Source organism: Psychrobacter sp. Ps4 (genome assembly GCF_022129285.1).
GTDB lineage: Bacteria > Pseudomonadota > Gammaproteobacteria > Pseudomonadales > Moraxellaceae > Psychrobacter > Psychrobacter immobilis_A.
The window spans coordinates 1-18,453 of sequence record NZ_JADQAK010000011.1; the positions used below are offsets into that span (position 1 = coordinate 1).

At 43.1% G+C, this 18,453-nt stretch carries 17 protein-coding genes; 10 read left to right on the forward strand and 7 right to left on the reverse strand.

All coding sequences use genetic code 11. The annotated features are described in order from the left end of the window. Positions 1-36: 36 nt before the first annotated feature. The 7 genes from I3252_RS07815 to I3252_RS07845 form a co-directional block, all read right to left on the reverse strand. Entirely contained in the window at positions 37-522 is a 486-nt protein-coding gene (locus tag I3252_RS07815) for a hypothetical protein (RefSeq protein ID WP_238034789.1), read from the reverse strand. Positions 523-524: 2 nt separating this feature from the next. Then, positions 525-1,514 (reverse strand): DGQHR domain-containing protein, encoded by a 990-nt coding sequence (locus I3252_RS07820; protein WP_201552722.1) that lies wholly within the window; start codon positions 1,512-1,514, stop codon positions 525-527. A gap of 258 nt (positions 1,515-1,772) precedes the next feature. Beyond that, on the reverse strand, positions 1,773-2,021 hold the full coding sequence (locus I3252_RS07825) for a DUF2164 domain-containing protein (protein ID WP_201552724.1): 249 nt from the start codon (positions 2,019-2,021) through the stop codon (positions 1,773-1,775). 142 nt (positions 2,022-2,163) lie between these two features. Further along, a complete protein-coding gene (gltS, locus tag I3252_RS07830; RefSeq protein ID WP_045453577.1) occupies positions 2,164-3,438 on the reverse strand; it encodes a sodium/glutamate symporter in 1,275 nt (424 codons plus the stop codon). 89 nt (positions 3,439-3,527) lie between these two features. Continuing rightward, positions 3,528-3,896, reverse strand: a complete 369-nt coding sequence (locus tag I3252_RS07835) for a barstar family protein (protein ID WP_201552726.1) — start codon at positions 3,894-3,896, stop codon at positions 3,528-3,530. Position 3,897: 1 nt separating this feature from the next. After that, entirely contained in the window at positions 3,898-4,668 is a 771-nt protein-coding gene (locus I3252_RS07840; protein WP_201552734.1) for a ribonuclease domain-containing protein, read from the reverse strand. 181 nt (positions 4,669-4,849) lie between these two features. Beyond that, positions 4,850-6,151 (reverse strand): glutamate-5-semialdehyde dehydrogenase, encoded by a 1,302-nt coding sequence (locus tag I3252_RS07845; protein WP_238034790.1) that lies wholly within the window; start codon positions 6,149-6,151, stop codon positions 4,850-4,852. A 449-nt stretch (positions 6,152-6,600) separates the two neighbouring features. On the opposite strand from I3252_RS07845, the gene I3252_RS07850 reads away from it, so the two are divergent. The 10 genes from I3252_RS07850 (at position 6,601) to I3252_RS07895 (ending at position 18,360) form a co-directional block, all read left to right on the forward strand. Continuing rightward, positions 6,601-6,924: a hypothetical protein gene (locus I3252_RS07850; RefSeq protein ID WP_238034791.1), complete on the forward strand. Its 324-nt coding sequence runs from the start codon at positions 6,601-6,603 to the stop codon at positions 6,922-6,924. A 383-nt stretch (positions 6,925-7,307) separates the two neighbouring features. Further along, positions 7,308-8,105 (forward strand): ATP-binding cassette domain-containing protein, encoded by a 798-nt coding sequence (locus I3252_RS07855; protein ID WP_045443533.1) that lies wholly within the window; start codon positions 7,308-7,310, stop codon positions 8,103-8,105. Positions 8,106-8,416: 311 nt separating this feature from the next. Then, positions 8,417-9,217, forward strand: coding sequence for a transporter substrate-binding domain-containing protein (locus I3252_RS07860; protein ID WP_238034792.1), 801 nt, complete (start codon positions 8,417-8,419; stop codon positions 9,215-9,217). Positions 9,218-9,249: 32 nt separating this feature from the next. Continuing rightward, entirely contained in the window at positions 9,250-10,176 is a 927-nt protein-coding gene (locus I3252_RS07865) for a transporter substrate-binding domain-containing protein (RefSeq protein WP_238034793.1), read from the forward strand. 102 nt (positions 10,177-10,278) lie between these two features. Continuing rightward, complete coding sequence (locus tag I3252_RS07870) at positions 10,279-11,190, forward strand: ABC transporter substrate-binding protein (protein ID WP_238034794.1); 912 nt, start codon at positions 10,279-10,281, stop codon at positions 11,188-11,190. Between the two features lie 630 nt (positions 11,191-11,820). After that, the gene (locus I3252_RS07875) at positions 11,821-12,555 is read left to right on the forward strand and encodes an ABC transporter permease (protein ID WP_045453595.1); all 735 of its coding nucleotides are present in this window, start codon (positions 11,821-11,823) and stop codon (positions 12,553-12,555) included. A gap of 12 nt (positions 12,556-12,567) precedes the next feature. Next, complete coding sequence (locus tag I3252_RS07880; protein ID WP_045443544.1) at positions 12,568-13,293, forward strand: ABC transporter permease; 726 nt, start codon at positions 12,568-12,570, stop codon at positions 13,291-13,293. 200 nt (positions 13,294-13,493) lie between these two features. Beyond that, on the forward strand, positions 13,494-14,210 hold the full coding sequence (locus tag I3252_RS07885) for a fumarylacetoacetate hydrolase family protein (protein ID WP_087945530.1): 717 nt from the start codon (positions 13,494-13,496) through the stop codon (positions 14,208-14,210). A 250-nt stretch (positions 14,211-14,460) separates the two neighbouring features. After that, positions 14,461-16,662, forward strand: a complete 2,202-nt coding sequence (locus I3252_RS07890) for a PhoX family phosphatase (RefSeq protein WP_238034795.1) — start codon at positions 14,461-14,463, stop codon at positions 16,660-16,662. A 228-nt stretch (positions 16,663-16,890) separates the two neighbouring features. After that, positions 16,891-18,360 carry a GPI inositol-deacylase gene (locus I3252_RS07895; protein WP_238034796.1) on the forward strand — a complete coding sequence of 490 codons (1,470 nt, stop codon included), beginning with the start codon at positions 16,891-16,893 and terminating at the stop codon, positions 18,358-18,360. The last annotated feature ends 93 nt before the right edge of the window (positions 18,361-18,453 follow it).

Genomic DNA, 18,453 nt, shown 5'->3' on the forward strand with positions numbered 1-18,453 from the left:
ATAGCAATTAGGTTTGATAATTAGTTTATAACAATTTTAAGTGGGATTGGCTATATAAGAATTATTGTAATCATCAATTTTTTCATTAAATTCATGTGGTTTATCGTATTGAGAGTGACTCAGGATATATTCCATATCCTCTCTTGAAAAATTTACTATAAAACTTCCATAAAGTTTAGATATTTCATTAGCTAAGAAAAAGCTACAGTAATAAACGCTAACTAGTATCCATGCAACTTGTGATTTAGCTTGTACCAAATGATCTATACTTTCTTTTTGTTGCCTGATCCTTTCATTACAAAAGTAATAGTCAGATATTAATGCATGACTATAGCTATTAGAAGTAACCTCAATTGAAAAACTATGGTTATTCTCTATTTCATAATCATGAATCTCAACCTTATCGACTAAGAAATTTTTAACCGTATCTTTTGCAAATGGTTTATTTGTAGAATTACAGGAAAAAGACTCTGTTACTTGAACTTTTTTCAAGACTAAATTAGCAATTTCATGTCCAATCATATTTAAAATAGGTCTTCAGGTGCATTAAGTTTAGAAGCATGTAGCTCAACTAATACTTTCATCTCTTGGGCAAGCGAATTAATAGCTTGTTGATTTGACCCCTGATGCTTTTCAAAGTCAATAATAGCTATACCTGATAAAATCTCTTCAAATGAGCTTTGCTTATAATTTTTAAAATAGGCCATTGAGTATTCACATATAGCCTCAAATATCTTGAAAATAGCTTGAAAAAAAGCTGAACTAGTTAGACGTTTAGGATCATCTTCAATTTTAATTAAAGTGTTTTCAACCGCATTTAGATAGTTAACCAATAGTGTTTTTTTAGACTCATAATCAAATTTATTAAGTATATAGCTTTCAATCAGTGGTTCTATAGAGGCTCTAAAAGGTACATGTGAAATTTTTCCAACTATTGACTTCGTAGGAGATATTTTATTGAAAAGTGCTGAGCTTGCGTCATTACCAAGGTCGTTAAATAGTCTACTAAGAACCTCATCTGTTGAGTCGGGCTCTGATAAAAATTTTAATAATTCAATTCTAAGTGTTTTTGGTACACCCTTCTGATTAGAGTTTATATCTAAAAAATACTGAACTTCTTGTTTTAATTCTAAGTTAGTAAAAATACAGACAGGTAGGTATATTTCTTGTTCGCATTTACTTGCACCCCACAGTCTATGTTGTCCATCAATTACAAAAAGAGAGCTGCTATTGGGTTCTAATTCTAATTGCATACTTTGCTTATTATAACTAACATGAAAACCTTCTTGTGCACTAAGAATTATTGAACCAGGTATAATGTTTCCGTCATTAAGATATTGAGCAATATCATTGGCTCTCTTTTCGCTTAAAACTCGCTGATAACCTTTTTCACTATCTTGATCTACTCTAGAAACTTTTGAAATATTGAAAATTTTACTGGCTTCCATAACTGTCACATAGCATGGTGTATCTTCAGTACCGATGTTCCAAGCGGTATATCCATTAGCTTCCATAATTTAACCTTCTTATTTATAATTAGAAATTATTCTAGGAGTTGAGTCATAAGAATGATAGCATTCATATTTTATTATGTTATAGCCTACTATATACTTAAAATGGCTTTCTAGTATCGCCGTAGAATATCAGCTAGAGCGATAGTAAGAAAGCAAATATATTAACTGTTTAGGTTTTAATTGTACTTAGTTTCTTATCTCTGCTTAGATAGTCAAATCATTAAGGCTTTTCTCTATTAAGGTTCAGCCTTAATCAAACTAATCCTTCTTCAGCGCATGACTGTCTTCTAATATGCCCATAAATCTCTCATATAACCAAGGTTCAGCATCATCGATGGCTTGGTTATATATTTTAGAGCCGATCAAGTCCACCATAAAATCGAATAAGAACTTGGCAGGCAAATTACCGATATCCAAATCAAACTCTTCGCTCATATAATCTCTCAAATTATCTAACAGCGCTTCTTCCTCTTCCTTCGATAACTTGACAAGTTTGTCTTTACTCATATCATTCTCTCAATACTAGGTAATGATCTAGCTTAGTTCAATCATACCTTTATAGGAAGGTTGAATAACCAATAAAAAAGGCTGGGTTACGATAGCGTAGCCCAGCCTTATTCAGGTTAATTCGACTTTATTGCTTATAAAATTACATAAACGGCAGTTTAGTAAATATCTGCAAGATCGTCGCGTTGACGATATCGACAAAGAATGCACCAACCATTGGCACAATCAAAAACGCCTTAGGCGAAGGCAGATAGCGATCCGTGACCGCCTGCATATTGGCAATCGCCGTTGGCGTCGCACCCATACCGAAACCACAATGTCCAGCTGACAAGACCGCTGCATCATAGTCTTTACCCATCACCTTAAAGGTTATGAAATAGACATAAACAACCATAATGACCGTCTGTACCAATAAGATAATCAACACAGGGCCTGCCAAATCAGTCAGCTGCCATAGCTTCAATGACAGCAGCGCCATGGCTAAGAACAGACTCAAAGAAGCGTTACCAAATACGTCGATAGAGCGATCAAACATATCAAAATTAAAGATTGTGGTTAAGACATTACGAATAATCACACCACCTGCCAACGCCCAAACGAAGGTAGGTAGCTCAAACCACGTGCCTTGCGCAACAAGCGTCATGACATCGGCGAAGGCCAACGCTGCGGCAAACAATGCCAATGTCTCAATAGTAGAAGAGGCGGTGATAAAGCGCATGCTGTCAGGTCTTTCGAAAATTTCTTTATTGCTACTCGCCGAATCTTCATCATGTTTGGTGCTATAAAGCGACTGCGCACCAGCGACTTTTTCGATGTCACTAGGATTGGGATTGGCGGGTGTTGGTTTTAACCCCAGCTTTTGAATCAGACGACGGGCAACAGGACCACCAATGATACCACCAGCGACTAAGCCATAGGTGGCAACAGCGATACCAAGTGTCGTTGCACCGACCACACCGTAATCTTGCTCCAAGGTGATACCCCAAGCGCCTGCCGTACCGTGACCACCAGTCAGAGCGATAGAACCTGTCACTAATCCAAGTAGTGGATCAAGTCCCAACGCGCTTGCCATGGCCACACCAACGACATCTTGCAAGACGATAAAAACGGACACAACGATGGTAAAAATCAACAATGGCGTACCACCGGCTTTGAGTCTACTAAAATCAGCACTCAAACCAATAGAGGCAAAAAACATCAGCATGGTCGCCGTCTGTAATCCTTGATGAAAGTTAAAGCTATATCCCCAAATGATATTTAGAATATAGACCACTATTGCCGCGACCAAACCACCAGCAACAGGCTCTGGAATATTAAAATCTTCTAAGAATTTAATTTTCTTGACCAAAAAGCGCCCAAGCAGCAGCACTAGAGTGGCTAGTATCAGCGTGTAATAGCCGTTTAGGGTAATTTCCATATATTAATCCTTTCTATAAAAATAAATTAACCTGAATTCGGGATAAATATGGTTTTATCTCGAATTCAGGTTTGTGTGGTGATTGGCGACTAGGCATCATCCACGGACGGCATAATAACCCATAATTGCGGCTTGCCAAAATCTCTGTAGGCATCTTCAATGATGCTTTTGAAAACATTAAAATCTTCGGTGTTTATTTTTTTCACCGCTGTTAGATTCAGCATCAGGTGAGTCACTTCGCTGTCCGTTAAACAGTCCCATGCGCTATCCCAGTTATGTGAAAAATAGCTGGGAAAATCACAGGCATTGGCTAAGTTTGTTAATAATGTGGTTTTATTAAGTATCTCGTCTACCGGTATGTTAACAGTCTGAGCGGGCATGCTAGCATTTAGTGCTGTAGTTTTTTGGTTAATATCTTGGCCAAAACCCAGATTAATATAGTGGATGGCTTTACTCATATTATTTTACGTCCAGTCTGCGAAAGCTATCATAGTGATCAACGGTCAAGTAATACACAGTCGGCGGATGACCACCTGTGACGATACGCCGTGCACCGCGATGTGACACGCCAGGGGTCGGCACGGTATATTCGCGGTAGTAGCCTTGTGACTGCGTGGGCAATACTCCCTCACGATTATAAAATGTCGTGCCATCTTTATGAGGATAAGGAAATGGCCCGCCTCGTTGAACAAGGGCAATGGTATTGTCTATCTGAGCATCGCCCGTGACGCCGCTTGTCTTTGCTGGATGTGCCTCTGATGAGGTTTGTGATACCGTCGTTGGGTCAATACTATCGGTCAAAAACCCAGACGACAAATCACCAAAAAAGTAAACAGCGACGGCAATAAGAGCAATCAAACTAAATAGGGTAGATCCTAAGCTTCTCTTGTTTTGGTTGCCACGCTGACTATGGCGATTGTCACGGGTAGTGTGTCGCGAGTTTTTGTTATTATCAGTAGAGTTGTTTCGGCTGTTAGTATTTGAATAGTGATTGGTTATATTTGAGTTTGGAGTGGCTAAAATACTCAATTCGTTGGAAGTGACTTCAGTGGCTCGTAGTTGGTTTTTATCATTACGCTCACTATTAAAATAGACGCTTTGACCGATGGTTATCGGCTGTGATAATCGCACTTTACTCACATGAAAAAACACGTCTTCACTTTGGTTGTCTACATCGATAAAGCCATAGCCTTTATCTGAATTCCAGTGCTTGATTTTACCACTCTGCATAAGCCCACTTTCCTATCGCATGTTTTGTTATCGTGCCGCATGACTTCTATCATATACATAGTTTTAATACCGCATATATAACATATCTGACACTACTAAAAAACGCCAGCAATTGAGCTGGCGTTTTTTTGTGGATTATACGTTAAATGAGAGAGTGGATGATAGGCTAAGCGATAAGACGTTAGGCGCGAGTCTCACCATGACCATACACGATCCATTTTTGTGAGGTGAGACCTTCAAGTCCTACTGGACCACGAGCATGGATTTTATCGGTCGAGATGCCAATCTCGGCACCCAATCCATACTCAAAGCCATCGGCAAAACGGCTAGAGGCGTTAATCATGACGCTCGCCGAGTCGACTTCACGGATGAAGCGTTGCGACTTGGTATAGTTGTCGGTAATGATAACGTCGGTATGATGGCTGCCATGAGTGTTGATATGTTCAATGGCTTCGTCAATACCTGACAAAACTTTTACCGCTAAGATAGGCGCTAAATATTCGGTATCCCAATCCTCAGCAGTGGCCGCAGACAGATGTCCAGCAAGCTTAGCATTGTCATTTAAGATGGCTTGCGACTTATCATCAAGGCGCAGTTGCATCGCATCATCAGCGGTGATGATGGCTTCGGCAATCTTAGGTAATAGCTCACCCGCAACTGATTCGTCGATCAATAGCGTCTCCATGGTATTACACGTACCGTAGCGATGGGTTTTTGCATTGACGCTGACCTTGATGGCGATTTCGGCATCTGCATCGCTATCGATAAAGGTATGGCAGTTGCCATCTAAATGCTTGATGACAGGAACACGAGCATCACGGCTGATACGTTCAATCAATCCTTTGCCACCACGTGGGACAATGACATCGACATAATCTGTCATGGTGATCAGCTCGCCGACAGCAGCACGATCTGTCGTTTGTAATACTTGCACACTGTGCTCAGACAGCCCGACTTTTTGTAGTCCTTCCAAGATACACTTGGCAATCGCTTGGTTGGATTCAAACGCTTCAGAGCCGCCGCGCAAGATAATAGCGTTGCCTGATTTTAGCGCCAATGAAGCCGCTTCTAAGGTCACATTAGGGCGCGACTCATAAATCATGCCGACCACGCCGAGCGGCACCCGCATTTTACCTAAATGAATCCCTGATGGCTGATAGGTCATGTCGGTGACTTCGCCGATAGGGTCTGGTAATGAGGCGACGTCTTTTAACCCTTGGAGCATGCCGTCAAAGCGGGCATCATTTAGCTCTAAGCGATCCAGTAAGGCTGCTTCTAAATCGTTGCTTTGTCCATTATCCATATCGATTTTATTGGCGGCCAAAATATCTGATTTGGCCTCTTTTAACACATTATGAATCGCCATTAATGCTGAGTTTTTGTCACCAGTGTTTGCCGCAGCCAGCACACGAGAAGCCGCTCGTGCTTGTTTGCCGACAGCTTGCATATAGGCAGTAACGTCTGTGGTATTCGATTGACTCATAAATTATTTTCCTTATGTTATAAATATTTTAAGCAAATGAAAGCGCCCAAAAAGGCGAAAATGTGGCAAAAAGATGATTTTGATACCTGTCAGGTATTATGCTATTTAACATAGAGTAGATTGAGGCGATAGTAAAGATGATTTTGTGAACAGTGCCTACTTTACATAGCGTTTATGAGCATGGTCGTCGCGTCATTTTACTGACTTTACCATTACTGAGTCTTTGCCATTTCATGATACAAGCACCGTTTTAGAGAAAGCAAAAACACAAGCTTTCGGTTACGTGGTTTTAACAGAACTGCGTTGTAACTACTAAGGTAGCTAGCATTAATCATACGTATAGTAGAGCTTAACGGTGCATCAAAAAGCAATTAAAGGGCAGACATTCATGTATGAATGGTTGCTCTTCAAATACAATTCAATAAATGAAATAATGATGGAGAATAAAAATGGCTATTAGAAATGACACTATCGACAACACCACGCGTAAAAGCTGGCTGACAGTTGGTTTGGTTGCCGCGGCATTGACATTGGGCGCTTGCGGTAAGAAAGAGGAAGCCCCTATGGAAACTGCTCCAGCCGTTGATGAACAAACAGCGGTAGAGGATGAAGCTACTGGTGTTGCGACAGCAGGCGAAGGTGATGATATTGCAGTTGCTAGCGCCGATGATGGCATGGCAGTGGGTAATAATGACGATGTGGCGGTGGCAACAGCAGATGACGCCGAAGTGCTAGATGGTACTGAGAGCGAAGAACATGTCTCGACGTATTAAATCGCTATCTTGATTAACTGGTTATCATTAGTTGATGATATAAGCGAATAAAACTAGATAATCAGATAAAACTACGCCCAGTACACGAAAGTGATAAAATAAGGCTCAGCGCTGTAAATACAGTCTGGGCTTTTTTGTGTTAGCTATTTAGTGGCTTATTAATATTTAATTACCACTGATTGAGCATCTGGTTCAATACAGGATTTGCCTTTTTGCTGTGTAATAAGAGACAATGTGACATTTTTTCTATTTGTGTCACGAATCATTGCCTTATCACAATAATGCTATGATTGATGCTGATACTATTTATGCTGCCTATGCCGCTATTTTTTATTTATTTTTATTCGTGTTTTCACTCATATTTATTGGAAGTCTGCTGAACCATGCTTGATATTGCAAAAGATCCGACTCGGCCTATCGCCTTAGATTTACAAGACGTCCATAAAAGCTATGGCTCATTGGCAGTGCTAAAAGGGGTGTCCCTTACCGCATATGACGGTGATGTCATCTCTATTTTGGGCTCATCAGGCTCAGGTAAATCTACCTTGCTGCGCTGCATTAATTTGCTTGAAAAGCCCAATCAAGGTCGTATTATTATCGGTAATGATGAGCTGATGCTCAAGCCTGCTAAGTCAGGTGAGCTGCAAGCGGTCGATATTAAGCAATTGGAAAACTTGCGCGCGCGCGTGGGTTTTGTCTTCCAAAACTTTAACTTATGGCCGCACAAAACGATTTTGCAAAACATCATCGAAGGACCAACGCAGGTTTTAAAGATTAAAAAAGATCAAGCCATTAGCGATGCTGAAAAGCTGCTTGATAAAGTCGGTTTGCTTGATAAGAAAGACGCCTATCCAGCGAATTTATCTGGTGGTCAGCGTCAGCGTGTCGCTATTGCCCGTGCGCTTGCCATGCAGCCACAAGTGCTGCTATTCGATGAGCCAACCTCAGCCTTAGATCCTGAGCTGGTCAATGAAGTGCTCGCCGTCATGCGTGAGTTGGCAGAAGAGGGGCGTACTATGCTTATCGTCACCCATGAGATGCGTTTTGCGAGAGAAGTATCAAGCAAAGTGGTGTTCTTGCATCAAGGCGTGATTGAAGAGATTGGCACGCCCGAGCAAGTTTTTGATAATCCTACCTCTGAGCGTGTCAAAGACTTTATGGCATCGCATCGTCAGAACTAGCCTCGTATTTAGTATCCGTTTTATATGCAAAAATGGGGTGGTAATATTCTTACCACCCTATCGTCATTTTATTTTAAGCATAAAATTACTGCTTAGTAAGCAGCGTTGACCGTTTATTACTCGTTAATAACAGTCGGTATGTAAAACGTTTGTTTTTGATATTTTACTCAGGTATTATCAAAAGGTTTACAGGTGGTCGATAATGACGGCTGCTTGTGTATTCTGCTATCTATATTGCTTGTCTGGCAGGGACGTCAGAGAACAAAATATCAGAACCCTACATTAAAAACCCATCAGAATTTAAGGAATGTATGATGTCGAATTCTCGCCTATTGTGGTCATCGATGACCGTTACCGCCGCATTGATGCTGAGCGCCTGTAGTCAACCGGCTAATGAAACTACTGATAGCAACACTGACGCCACTGCAGCAGAAACGGCTGGCAAGACCATTCGTATCGCGACTGAAGGTGCTTACCCTCCTTTTAACTACACCAATGCTGATGGCAGCTTGGCAGGCTACGATATTGATGTTGCCAATGCCTTGTGTAAACAGATGCAAGCCAAATGTGAAATCGTCGCTCAAGATTGGGATGGTATTATTCCGGGTCTTTTAGCACAAAAATATGATGCAGTGATTGCGGGTATGTCTATTACGCCTGAGCGTCAAGAAAAAGTCGACTTTACCGAGCCTTACTTTGCCAATACGATGGTTTGGCTGACCGATACCAAAGGCAGTTTTGATCCTATGGCGATCAAAGATTTGACACTTGGTGGTCAACGTTCAACCACGCCTGGCGCTTATTTACAAGATAACTATGAAGGCAAAGACGGCAATACTGTGCAGTTGTATGACAATTATGACAATGCTTATCTGGATCTAAAGTCTGGTCGTAGCGATGCGGTATTGGCGGAAAAAGTCTCTGCCAAATCATGGTTGGCAGACAACCCTGAAGGCTTTGGTATCGTTGGTGACGAAATTGACAATGACGACAATATTGCCATTGCTGTTCGTAAAGGTGACGCACTCAGAGACGACTTTAATAAAGCACTCAGCGAAATCCGTAGTAACGGTGAGCTGGCACGTCTTGAGCAAGCGAACTTTGGTCAATAATCTTCTGATTGAAAAATGAAGGAATAGCAAACATGACAATATCAATGACATCATCATTAAAAACCAAGGCGTTTTGGCTTGCGCCATTAAGTGCCGCGATGCTTATGCTGGCTGGTTGTAATAATAGCGCCACGCCTGAAGATGGTGCGGCAGCTGACACCACAGCCGATGCACCTATGAACATAAAAATTGCCACCGAATCAAGCTATAAGCCGTTCAGTTATACCGATGCTGATGGCAAGTTAATTGGTTATGAGATTGAGCTGGTCGACGCTCTGTGTGCACAAATGAAAGCAAAATGTGAAGTCATCTCACAAGATTGGGATGGTCTCATTCCTGGTCTAAATGCCCAAAAATTCGATGCAATTATCGCAGGTATGTCGATCACGCCTGAGCGTAAAGAAGTGGTTGAATTCACTGACCCGTACTTTCACACCGGCATTATCTTAATTGGTAAAAAAGGTGATGACATTCGCGTCGATGCATTAAAAGGTCAGCCCATTGCCTCACAGCGCTCAACCGTCGCTTCACAGTACTTGCAGGATGAACATGCAGATGCTGATATCAAGCTTTATGATACCCAAGACAATGCATATCTGGATCTGACTTCAGGTCGCGTACGGGCAATGATGTCCGATAAAGTCACTGGCATCGATTGGCTAAAAACGGATGCTGGTAAAGACTATGAAGTGAAAGGACAAGAAATCAGCACCGACGAAGATGCCATGGGTATCGCACTTCGTAAAGGCGATCCATTGGTCGCTAAGTTCAATAAAGCGTTGGCTGAATTAAAAGAAAACGGTACTTATGACCAAATCACAGGCAGCTATTTTGGCACCAGCTCTACCGCTGCTGCGCAAAAAGCCGTGGCAACCACCGACGTAAAAGAAGTGATGGTGGTTGAAGGTGATGATGCTGTTGAAGTGAAAGAAGAATCAGCTGAAGCGGCGACTAACTAATATCATAGCTCATCTCTGTGCTCGGCTGATATGGCTGTCACGTATGGCGATATTCACTCATAGAGATGAGTGTTATTTTACTCACAAACCCCAAGGATGATCATGAACAACCATTTTGACCAACACCGTGCAATCACGAACGCATCCGTTATCAATGGCATCAAGGCGCGACGTTTTTCAGCGCCCTTGCTTGCGATGGCGGCGCTTTTAACCTTAGCAGGGTGTAGCAATGGTCAAAATGATGCAAATAATGATGTCAGCCCAGACGCCGCTGAGACCGCAGCGACGGGTGATGTGTTACGTATTGGTACCGAAGGCGCTTATGCCCCCTTCAACTATACCAATGCGGATGGCACCCTTGGTGGTTTTGATGTTGATATTGCCAACGCTATCTGTGCCGATATGAAGGTAACGTGTGAAATCACGGCGCAAGATTGGGACGGTATCATCCCGGGTCTAAAAGCGGGTAAGTATGATGCGATTGTGGCCGCTATGTCGGTGACGCCTGAGCGTGAGCAACAAGTCAGCTTTACAGAGCCGTACTTTAGCAATACCTTGGTGTTTTTGGCAAAAAAAGACAGCAGCTTCGATCCCAGTAATAGCGATGATATCAATGCGCATTCTATTGCCACTCAGCGCTCGACCATTTCTTCGCAGTGGTTAGAAAAGGTTTATCCAAATGCTGACATGAAGCTTTATGACACGCTAAGTAATGCGTTTTTGGATTTGGGCTCGAATCGTGTTGATGCGATGGTGTCTGATAAGCTGCCAGCGCTAGAATGGCTTGGCTCCACCTCAGGCAGTCAGTATGCGCTCAAAGGTCAAGAGATTGACATCAATGATAATTTTGCCATCGCGGTGCGTCCAGGCGATGCATTGCAAGCAAAAATTAATAAGTCATTGGTCAATATTAAAGCGGATGGCACTTACGATAAAATCAATCAAAAATATTTTGCGATTCCAGCGTCAAGCTCAACGGTCACTACTGAGCCGACAGAAAAACCTGCTGAATAAGTCTTAAAATATGTTTAGCACTGTTGCATCGTAACCGTGAGAGTGGTGGTTTTTACTAGGGCGTGTCCTCATTTTAAAAATGGTGATAAAAATGAGGTAAATTGCAGTCAAACAAGGAAAATAGTGCAGATAATATCGAGATATTACCTAGCTATTTGACGATGTTTGGCAAGATTTAACCATTTTTAGCTCATTTAGATTGCTATCAATTGAATTGAGGACACGCCCTAGGTTAGTTTGAATTCCATTTCATAGGAAGGGTATTGCTTCAATAGCGATATCCTTTTTTTGTTTTTTATAAAAAATAGTTCGGTCTTGTGATATTGACTGTTCGGTTTGTAAAAATATGACTAATCTAATGCATTTTTAAGAAGATAAGCGTCTATTTAAGCACTGCTTTTACGTGTGAGTATTAACATAGCTGGCAGCGAATATGATAAAATCAGCGCTCATTTCTACTGTGTCAATTTCCGCCGCAATAATCGTATTGATTTGACGTCGATCTATGACGCAAAGCACCAAGGTCTATTTGGTATAAAATACGCTTATCAGCAGCGCTCAGCGATTGATGCTGATTCTTTTAACTCATATTTTGCAAATTGCTAATATAAAGAGACTGAGTGGATAATTGTGTTTGATTTACAAGGATTTGGCGCGCTACTACTGAGCGGCGCTACCGTCACCATCAAGCTTGCCATGACCAGTTTAGTCATCGGCATGGCTTTAGGGCTGCTCGGTGCCACAGCTAAGCTGTCCAATGTCTGGCTGCTGCGTAAAATTGCGACTGTATATACGGCGACAATGCGCGGTATTCCAGAGTTGCTATTGGTATTGTTTATCTATTACGGTGGCTCTATGCTGCTGATGACGATTCTCAAGAAATTCGGCTATAACGAATATGTTGAGATCAGTGCCTTTTGGGGTGGCGTGATGGCGTTGTCTATCGCGTTTGGCGCTTATGCGACTGAAATTTTCCGCATGTCGATCCAAGAGATTCCGATAGGGCAGAAGGAGGCGGCGCAAGCGATTGGTATGCGTCCTTTTCAGACGTTTTATCGCATTACCTTGCCACAAGTTTGGCAGATTGCGTTGCCAGGATTGGGCAATTTGTTTTTGGTGTTGCTCAAAGATACCGCATTGGTATCGGTCGTGGGTCTCAAAGACATCATGTATCAGGCGTCACGTGCCGCCCAATCAACGCAGCAGCCATTCACTTTTTATATGGCAGCGGCGATTATTTATCTGGGTTTAACCATGTTGATTACTGGTTTTATGATGTGGCTCGAATGGCGAGCCAATCCAGCGGCACGCTATGCTAAAAAGCTGAGCCGTCAGTCAACCCACCGTCAATCGACCATAGGATAGAGGAGAGATACTATGGATTGGAATTGGCAGGTTATTTTTGATAGTATTCCTGATTTATTAAACGGGGCAGTATTGACCGTACAGCTGGTGGTTATCTCAGGTATTATCGGTCTATTTTTTGGTTTGGTTTTAGCGCAGTTGCGCTTGTCAAAAAACTGGCTGGTGCAGATATTACCATTTTCTTATATCTTCTTCTTCCGTGGCACGCCGCTGCTGGTACAGATATTTTTGATTTATTATGGTCTAGGACAGTTTGAGGCTATACGGAATTCGTTCTTATGGGAACCTGTGCTCAGTCAAGCGTATTGGTGTGCCATCATTGCCTTTACCATGAATACCAGTGCTTATTTGGCAGAAATCATTCGCGGTGCGATTCAGACCATTCCTGTTGGTGAGCTCGAAGCAGCTGACGCTATCGGTATGTCGAAATGGCAGAAGCTTACGCGTATTACCTTACCCCGTGCCTTTGGTATTGTCATTCCAGCTTATAGCAATGAAGTGATCTTTATGCTAAAAGGCAGTGCGCTTGCGTCAACCATCGCTTTGATGGATATTACGGGTGTCGCTCGAACCATTAGTGCGCGAACTTATACCTTGATGGAGCTGTTCTTCGCTGCTGGTATTATTTACCTTCTATTATCATGGGTGATTCTGTTTAGCTTTAGGTTGTTTGAAAAAAGAATGAACCGCCACACAAGCTATGTACCGCCTGATGTAATGACCAACACCATACCTTAATGGTTTGGCTCAAAATAATGCTAAAAAATCAATGAAATAGCGGGTTAATATCTTAATATTAATCCGCTATTCTTTTGTTTAACTGCCATTTATCTCATTTTTATGGCTATTTTTAAAATGAAGATAAACCCTAGAAAAATAACGACAGATAGTGCAGTATGTATGACCAACCTATCAATAATCTGCTGTGAGTGCCTAGTATGAGCCAATCACCCCATATGTCTTTAATCAATGCGATTGCTGCCAGTGTCAATGATGACGCGAGCATCGCAACGGTTAACGATAGCGTACGTGCATCCATCGGCAAGGTGGTCTGTGTCGGTCGTAACTATGCGGAACACGCCCGCGAGCTTGGCAATGAGATACCAAAATCACCCATCTTATTTATGAAACCAGCATCGTCAGTGGTCAGTGTGCGTCATGATATCGTCCGTCCCAATCCAGCGATATATGGTGAGACCCATTATGAAGCTGAGCTGTGTGTGCAATTAGCAGCAGACTTATCGGCAGCCACGCTTGAACAAGCACAGCAAGCGATTGGTGGCGTGACCTTGGGGCTGGATTTGACCTTACGTGACTTGCAAAGTAAGCTCAAAGAAAAAGGTCATCCATGGGAGCGTGCTAAGTGTTTTGATGGTGCCTGTGTACTTGCCGATTGGATTGATCCGCAAGCGTTTGGTGATTTTAGTCATGTCGAATATCAGCTTTATATAAATGATGAGCTGAAGCAAGATGGTGATAGTGCTTTGATGCTATTCCCAGTTTATGAATTGCTGGCAGAGATTAGCCATGCCTTTAGCTTACAAGCAGGTGACGTGATTATGACTGGAACGCCGAGCGGCGTTGGCATATTACAAGCAGGCGATGCGTTAAAATTGAAGCTCGGTGCCCATGAATGGCAGGCGCAGGTTCAATAAGTTTTTATAGCAGCACTATTTTATCAGTCGTCAAATGCAGCGACGCCATTATAAAATCCCAAGTTAACGCTTGGGATTTTTTTCGTTTTATGAGGTGCTCACAAAGTGCTGTCATGAGACTGTCATCTATGTTTCAACGTTCTGTCATAAACTCTCGGTAGACTTAGGCGTAATTCGCATTTTTGTGGTGATAATTTTAAAGCCGCGCCCAACTCTCCGCCAATCCAGCCTAACAGCAAGGTGACTGATAATGACATTATTGAATAATAAACAACCACTTGCCCATGAAGTCGTTGAAGACTCTAATCCGACTGACAATATCGATTTTCAAACCATTATTAGTCGTCGTTTAAATCGTCGTAGTATCCTAAAAGGTGGCACAGGATTGACGGCGGCGGCTTTTTTTGGGGCGTTACCTTTGGTTGGCTGTAGCGATGATGATGACAGCAGTCCTATCAAGAATACTGATAATAACGCGGCTATCCCTGCACAGGGCGATCTCAAACGTCCTGAGACTTTGAAATTTACGGCAGTGGCGCATTCAACTGCCGAAACGATGAGCGTGGCAGCAGGCTATAAAGCCGAGATGATATTACCACTGGGTACGCCGCTGATATCTGGTATCGACGATTGGAAAGACAACCGAGAGCAGTCGGCAGAGTCATTCGAGTGGCGCATGGGTGATAACCATGACGGCATGTGGTTCTTTGGTAAAAAGGGCGGCGCTTATGATGCCAAAGCGGCAGAGAATGGTCTACTGGTGATGAATCATGAATATGTGAATAGTAACGAATTGAGTCCGTTTGGCTACTATGTGATCCAAGATAATAATGCCGCGCCCATCTTTCACAATCGTCGCCTCGCAAGTGACGTGCGTAGGGAAGTCAATTGCCATGGGGTAGCAGTGGTTGAGATGAAACGCCGCGCTGATGGTATGGGCTATGAGATGGTAGCTGATTCGAAATATAATCGCCGTCTCACGAGTAGTAGTACGGCGCAGTTAACAGGGCCCGTTGCTGGCTCTGATTTGGTCAAGACTAAGTTTGATCCGACAGGCTTTCAGACTCGCGGCATCAATAATAATTGCGGTGCAGGTTTGTCACCTTGGGGCACCTATCTGACCACCGAAGAGAATTTTTTAGGGGTATTCGCCCGTGGGCAAGATGCTAGCCAATTAAGTGATGGGCAAAACTATGGTCGCGAGCGCTACGGTGCAACAGAGGATTTCCCAGGTTGGGAGTATCTGTGGCACACACCTGAAGCCAAAGATGCCAAGATAGCCGATGAATTTTCGCGCTGGGATATGACCGCCGTCGGTACCAGTGCTGCTGACGATTATCGTAATGGCTTTAATACCTTTGGCTATATCACCGAAATTGACCCTTTTGACCAAAACTCTATGCCGCAAAAACGTACGGCATTGGGACGTTTTGCTCATGAAAACTGTGCTTATGCCCCCGTTGAACAAGGCAAACCGGTGGTCTTTTATATGGGCGATGATGCTCGCGGCGAATATATTTATAAGTTTGTCTCCAAAGCCACATGGTCAAATAGTGATATCGGTGGTGGCTTAAAAGCGGGCGATAAGTATTTGAATGACGGTACGCTCTATGTTGCTATCTTTAATGAAGATGGCAGCGGTGAATGGAAAGCACTCGTCCATAGTCAAAACGGACTGGATGCCTCCAATACGGTATTGCCTTTTAATGGGCAAGATGAGGTGTTGGTTTTTGCTCGTGCCGCAGCAGATGTGGTCGGCGCAACCAAAATGGATCGACCAGAGTGGGTATCGGTTAGCCCTATGACGGGTGAGGTATACGTCACATTGACCAATAATAAATACCGCGGCGTACGTGAAGATCAACCTGTGTCAGCCTCTAATCCGCGTAGCTATCAGGCAGGTGAAAAAGCGGCAGGTAATGACAACGGTCATATCATTCGCTGGGCAGAAGCAGGTGGCGATCACGCGGCCATGAGTTTTGAGTGGGATATTTATCTATTTGCCACGCCTTATGATCTGACCGCAGAAAATTTGTCACAGTTAAATGATAGCAATGATTTGTCTTCTCCCGATGGTTTGTACTTCGATCCACGTGGCGTATTGTGGATTCAGACCGATGACGGCGCTTATACCGATACCAGCAGCTGTATGTTACTGGCGGCGCTGCCGGGTAAAGTCAGTGATGGGACAGCCATAACGACCTCAGCAGGACAACAAACACGAGTCGGCATGCCTGCTAGTAATGACAATATCAAACGTTTTTTTGTCGGTCCTGAAGGCTGTGAAGTCACAGGTATTACCATGGCTCCTGACTTTAAAACCTTATTTATCAATATTCAGCATCCGGGTAATACTTGGGGTGCTATTGCTGGAGGCAGTACGCCGCGCTCAGCGACCGTAATGATTACGCGTGAAGATGGCGACGTCATACTGGCAGAGTCGTTTGTCTAGTTAGACATTTGCATGAGTAATGATGTGTCTTTCTCAACAAAAAAATCCCAAGTCATGGCTTGGGATTTTGTATTTTGGAGGATAGTTATTAATACGCAAGCATTGGTATTAAAGGATAGCGCCTTTCTTTGACAATAAAGATACTTGATAGTTAAATCATTCTCTTCTGTTTATGACAATTACAGGATAGTATGGAAAATCCTTTCAACTGCTTGATATGTTAACACTATGACCAGTCCAAAACCTTTAGAAACCATTCATGATTTATTTGCCACCACTCGGCGTCCAACTGCTGTTGAGTCGGATACTGGTGAAGGTTTTCAGGGCGATGTCTATGAAGAGTTGGCGAAACTCGAATATATCTATGTCGATGAGCTGAGCGCCGAGACGGTGGACAACAGCTATAGCAAACCGCATCAGCCTATTACGTTGGTTGATTTTTTTGAAGGCTTGGCTCAGTTGGCAACGATGGGCGTGGTGGAAGTCACTGATATTGTAGAGGCTATCCATCGTGAGATTCTGCTGCGTCCTTTAGGGCGGTTTAATAAAGGCAATATTGAGCACTGGCAGCGCGGTATCACAGGGCGGATTTATGGCACGGTGCGTTATACGATGCAATTGGTGGGCAATAATCTTGCCTCAGGCCTGCGTCTTTATAACACTGTTTCTAAACCCAAAAAAATACAACCTTTACCCAAAAGCTTACGTCGCTTGGTCAATATTCTAAATGGCGTCATGGGCGATCATCTTATCACTCATCACAATCCATTGGCAGTATCGATGGTGCTATACGATGAATACAATCGTGTACAAAGTGGCGCGCTGTCAGGGCGCGTTATTATCTTATGCCATGGTCTTTGTATGAGTCACTTGAGCTGGCAGGTATCTGGAGAAGGCAATTTGGGTGAAGCGTTGGTCAATCACTTGCCAAAAGCGACGGTGCTGTATTTAAACTATAATACGGGTCGGCGTATTTCTAGCAACGGACGTAGCTTTGCAAAAGTCTTGCAAGATTTGGTTGAGAATAATCCCGACGTCACTCAAATAGATTTAATCGGTCATAGTATGGGTGGATTATTGAGCCGTAGTGCGCTATTTTATGGTAAAGAGCAAGGCTTTAGCTGGGTCAAACGCGTGGGCAATCTTGTCACCTTAGGCTCACCGCATCATGGCGCAAGCTTGGAGCAGATTGGACATTTTGTTCAAGATAAAATTGCTAAGCTGCCTTTTGCAGGATCATTGGCTAAATTGGGCGACTTGCGTAGCGCTGGTATTATAGATTTACGTTACGGCAGTATTCGCGATGCTGATTGGAAGTCTACCGAAGGGCGCAGCGTGCTGCCAGCAGAATTTCGTCATCCCACGCGTTTGCCCCTGCATGTGAATAGCTATTTAGTGGCGGCAGCTTTGATTGAAACTCATTATGAATCTAAGACCACAAGTTTGCTTGGGGACGGGTTGGTCTCAGTAGAGTCAGCGCTCGGCGAATATACCGAAGAGCATACGCTAGCAGTACCAGAGGGACATAAGGCGATTTTTTATGGGGTCAATCATATGAATTTAATCTACAGCGATAGAGTACATGAGCAAGTTATTGCTTGGCTGTTGGACAATAGGCTAGGCGATGCCCATGATGCAAAGTATGGGCTTGATAGTCGTATCTATTCTTATCCAGAAGTGGATGAATTGGCCAATTAAGCGTGCTCGAAACCAGTTATATCGTCAGTCATAAATTTCAAGCCATGACGTTAAAAACCCCCAAGCGTCACACTTGAGGGTTTTTCTATTACT

Excerpts from the sequence above, each read along its gene's own strand:
- I3252_RS07885 (WP_087945530.1), top strand. The coding sequence starts at position 13,494 with ATGAGCCAATCACCCCATATGTCTTTAATCAATGCGATTGCTGCCAGT.
- I3252_RS07860 (WP_238034792.1), top strand. The coding sequence starts at position 8,417 with ATGATGTCGAATTCTCGCCTATTGTGGTCATCGATGACCGTTACCGCC.
- I3252_RS07890 (WP_238034795.1), top strand. The coding sequence starts at position 14,461 with ATGACATTATTGAATAATAAACAACCACTTGCCCATGAAGTCGTTGAA.
- I3252_RS07820 (WP_201552722.1), bottom strand. The coding sequence starts at position 1,514 with ATGGAAGCTAATGGATATACCGCTTGGAACATCGGTACTGAAGATACA.
- I3252_RS07895 (WP_238034796.1), top strand. The coding sequence starts at position 16,891 with ATGACCAGTCCAAAACCTTTAGAAACCATTCATGATTTATTTGCCACC.
- I3252_RS07835 (WP_201552726.1), bottom strand. The coding sequence starts at position 3,896 with ATGAGTAAAGCCATCCACTATATTAATCTGGGTTTTGGCCAAGATATT.
- I3252_RS07850 (WP_238034791.1), top strand. The coding sequence starts at position 6,601 with ATGGCTATTAGAAATGACACTATCGACAACACCACGCGTAAAAGCTGG.
- I3252_RS07825 (WP_201552724.1), bottom strand. The coding sequence starts at position 2,021 with ATGAGTAAAGACAAACTTGTCAAGTTATCGAAGGAAGAGGAAGAAGCG.
- I3252_RS07880 (WP_045443544.1), top strand. The coding sequence starts at position 12,568 with ATGGATTGGAATTGGCAGGTTATTTTTGATAGTATTCCTGATTTATTA.
- I3252_RS07815 (WP_238034789.1), bottom strand. The coding sequence starts at position 522 with ATGATTGGACATGAAATTGCTAATTTAGTCTTGAAAAAAGTTCAAGTA.
- I3252_RS07845 (WP_238034790.1), bottom strand. The coding sequence starts at position 6,151 with ATGAGTCAATCGAATACCACAGACGTTACTGCCTATATGCAAGCTGTC.
- I3252_RS07865 (WP_238034793.1), top strand. The coding sequence starts at position 9,250 with ATGACAATATCAATGACATCATCATTAAAAACCAAGGCGTTTTGGCTT.
- I3252_RS07855 (WP_045443533.1), top strand. The coding sequence starts at position 7,308 with ATGCTTGATATTGCAAAAGATCCGACTCGGCCTATCGCCTTAGATTTA.
- I3252_RS07870 (WP_238034794.1), top strand. The coding sequence starts at position 10,279 with ATGAACAACCATTTTGACCAACACCGTGCAATCACGAACGCATCCGTT.
- I3252_RS07840 (WP_201552734.1), bottom strand. The coding sequence starts at position 4,668 with ATGCAGAGTGGTAAAATCAAGCACTGGAATTCAGATAAAGGCTATGGC.
- gltS (WP_045453577.1), bottom strand. The coding sequence starts at position 3,438 with ATGGAAATTACCCTAAACGGCTATTACACGCTGATACTAGCCACTCTA.